This window comes from Longimicrobium sp., from assembly GCF_036387355.1.
Classification (GTDB): Bacteria; Gemmatimonadota; Gemmatimonadetes; order Longimicrobiales; family Longimicrobiaceae; genus Longimicrobium.
Genome location: NZ_DASVTX010000174.1, coordinates 1 through 3063 on the forward strand (window position 1 = coordinate 1; position 3063 = coordinate 3063).

Here is a 3063-nt window from a genome sequence, read left to right on the forward strand (position 1 = left end):
GCGCGCCCGGGCAACCGCGGCTTCCAGCCCCTGCACGCGCGACAGGTGCCGGCCGGGGTGCTGCACGGCCAGCAGGCGCAGCGCCTCCAGCGCCGACGCGGAATCGCTGAAGCCCGCGGCGGTCAGCCGCGCCTCCAGCGGAGCGAGTGCGGCGGCGGCCTCGGGTGGGAGCGCGAACTGGCGGGTGGGGCGGGGGAGCGCGACGGCCTTGCGCACGGCGGAGCGGAGCACGTCCAGCCCCTGCCCGCGTGTGGCCACGATGGGCACCACGGGCGCGCCCAGCTCCATCGTCAGCTCCACCGCGTCAATGCGGATGCCTGCGGCCTCGGCGGCGTCCACCTGGTTGAGGGCCACCACGGTCGGCAGGCCCAGCTCCAGCACCTGCGAGGCGAGGAACAGGTTGCGCTCCAGGTTGGCCGCGTCCACCACCACCATCACCACGTCGGGGCGGTCCAGCCCCTCGGCCCGGCCGGTCAGCACGGCGAGCGCGATCTCCTCGTCGGGCGAGCTGGCGCTGAGGCTGTAGGTGCCGGGCAGGTCCAGCAGGGCAACGGCGCCCTCCGCGTCGCGGTAGCGGCCCTCCACGCGCTCCACCGTGACGCCGGAATAGTTGCCGACGCGCTGACGCATGCCGGTCAGCGCGTTGAAAAGGGTGCTCTTTCCGGTATTGGGATTTCCGATCAGCGCCACATGCAGCACACCCCCGCCGCGCGGTGCTTCCGCGGGCGAGGGTGCGGCGGGCGCGGAGATCGTTCCGGCCGCGGCCTCTTCCATCGCTACTCCACTTCGATGTGCTCCGCCTCGGTGCGGCGGAGGGTCAGCATGAACCCGCGGACTCGTACTTCCAGCGGATCGCCCAGCGGCGCCCGGCGAATCACCTCGATGGTGGTTCCGCGCATGAGCCCCATTTCCATTAGCCGGCGGGCGGCATCGGCGTCGCCGCCCACGCGGGTCACGCGGCCGCGGTCGCCGGCGGAAAGCTCGGACAGCAGCGGCACGTCAGCCGGCCAGCGGCAGCACCCGGATGGCCGAGGCGAGCGCCTGGCCCAGCGCGAGCCGCGCGCCCTTTACCTCCAGCAGCATGCCGTTGCGGGAATCCAGCACGTGAATGCAGCTGCCCTCGAACAGGCCCATGCCGCGCAGGCGGGTGGCCTCGTCGTGGTCGCAGTCCATGCGCAGCACGGCGGCGCGGCATCCGCTGGCGCAGGCGGCCAGCGGGCATTCGGCGCAACGCGCCGCCGCCGGTTCAGCCGCCGCCTTCTTTCGGAAAAGCCGCTTGAGCATTCCGCGCTGGACAGGTACAGGTGAGAATGATTTTCAACCGCGCCCGGAATCTACCCACGACCTTGTGATCACGCAAGGATCTGCCTGCGTTCATCGCACATCCGGAAGCGCGGCCGATGTCGTCGCCCCGGGCCTCCCTGAGCGGATGAATCCGCCGCTCAAGAAGCGGGAAGCCTCACGATGCTGCCGTGAGGCTGGGGTGGGGGCTGAGCGAATGAATTCGCCGCAACAACGACGGAAAGTCTCCCCAAACAGACGGGGAGACTTCACCCGCACGGAACGAGGAGGGCGGTGCCGAGCGCCGCGCTCGCGCTGGGGTATCACTTTCGCCCGCGACGGCGGGGGGAGGGCGGGGAGGGTGCGCGCCGAGCGCGACCGATGTCGTCGCCCCAGGCCTTCCTGAGCGGATGATCCGCCGCTCTGAAAGCGGGAAGCCCCGACTCGTGGCCGCTGTCGCGTCCACGCTCGAGGCTTCAACTGCAACTGGTTGGGATCGCCCTACGCCGTCTCGCGCTTGGCGAGTTCAATCCACTCCTTCTGCTCGCGGCGGTACTGCGGGGACGAGATGCGGGCGTGGCGCAGCACCTCGTCGAACACGCGCTTTGCCTCGTCGCCACGGCCCATCAGCTTGAGCAGCAGCGCCTGCCGGCACCGCGCCTCCGCGCTGCCGCCGCCCGGCGCCGCGGCCGTGTAGTCGCGCAGTGCCGCGGGCAGGTCGCCGCCGGCCTCGTGCACGCGGCCGCTCAGCACCAGTTCGTCCGGCGTCAGCACGCGCACGCTGCGCAGGCGGTCGTACGCGGAGCGCGCGTCGGCGATGCGGCCGGCCTCAAAGTACGCCGATCCCAGCTCCGTGAGCGCCTTGGGCGAGTCGGCGTGAATGCCGGACAGGCTGCTTTCGTACGTGCGGATCGCGTCTTCCAGGCGCCCCGCCTGCCGGTACGCGCGCCCCAGCGCCACGCGGTTGTCGTGCGTGTCCGCGAGCGACACCTGGTCCTCCAGCCGGCGGATCTCCGCGCCGGGATCCAGCACGCGCTTCACCGACGTTCCCACTTTTGCCAGGCCCGTGCGCCCGGACCGCATCTCCGGCAGGTACTCCACCACGAAGTACACGATGCTGCCGATCAGCGGAAAGAAGAAGATGATGAACAGCCAGTAGAACTTCCCCGACCGCACGGCGTGCACGGCGAAGAACACCTGGATCAGCAGAATGACCAGCGAGTAGGGCGAGAACAGGTAGCCGGAGAAGGGCATCGTGGGGCGCGGGAGGACGGGAAGTGTGCCGCTGCGCGCCAAGAATGGGGTCCCGGCAGGGTGAAACGCAACGGTTCGCTTCGCCGCCTCGCGAGTGATCCCTGACCCCCGGCGCGAAACGACGGCGACAGGCACCGATGCCCGCCGCCGTCCTCATCATCACTTCCCGCCACCGCCGTCCCGGTCGTGACCCGCCGCCGCAGGTCCTCGACGGATCATCCTCCGCCGGCGATGTGCGCGGATGCCGGCGACGATCAGCCCGCGGCCAGGCGCACGGCGGTGCCCCACGGGTCGCGCACGATCCACTCCGCGCCATCGCGCTCGGGAGCGAAGCCGCCGGCGCGCAGGCTTTCCGCCGCGCTCTCGACGTCCTCCATGCGGGCGAGGACGATAGTCCACTCCAGCAGCCGCGCGTCGCTCTCCGCGGCCGGCGTGGCCCGCGGGCCGGCCCAGGTGTTGATCCCCAGGTGGTGGTGATATCCGCCCGCGGACAGAAAGAGCGCGCTGGGATAGCTCCACACCACGCGG

At 71.2% G+C, this 3063-nt stretch carries 4 protein-coding genes and 1 pseudogene; all 5 read right to left on the reverse strand.

All coding sequences use genetic code 11. The features are described 5' to 3' along the window. On the reverse strand, positions 1 to 774 hold a 774-nt coding region (locus VF665_RS07895; protein ID WP_331052867.1), incomplete at its 3' end, for a FeoB small GTPase domain-containing protein. A gap of 2 nt (positions 775 to 776) precedes the next feature. After that, positions 777 to 998: a FeoA family protein gene (locus VF665_RS07900; RefSeq protein ID WP_331052868.1), complete on the reverse strand. Its 222-nt coding sequence runs from the start codon at positions 996 to 998 to the stop codon at positions 777 to 779. Position 999: 1 nt separating this feature from the next. Beyond that, entirely contained in the window at positions 1000 to 1284 is a 285-nt protein-coding gene (locus tag VF665_RS07905; RefSeq protein WP_331052869.1) for a FeoA family protein, read from the reverse strand. 498 nt (positions 1285 to 1782) lie between these two features. Next, on the reverse strand, positions 1783 to 2535 hold the full coding sequence (locus VF665_RS07910) for a tetratricopeptide repeat protein (RefSeq protein ID WP_331052870.1): 753 nt from the start codon (positions 2533 to 2535) through the stop codon (positions 1783 to 1785). A 254-nt stretch (positions 2536 to 2789) separates the two neighbouring features. Further along, positions 2790 to 3063, reverse strand: a pseudogene (locus VF665_RS07915) (glyoxalase); the annotation flags it as partial.

Bases quoted from the DNA above. Each gene is read 5' to 3' on its own strand.
- VF665_RS07910 (WP_331052870.1), bottom strand. From the start codon at position 2,535: ATGCCCTTCTCCGGCTACCTGTTCTCGCCCTACTCGCTGGTCATTCTG.
- VF665_RS07905 (WP_331052869.1), bottom strand. From the start codon at position 1,284: ATGCTCAAGCGGCTTTTCCGAAAGAAGGCGGCGGCTGAACCGGCGGCG.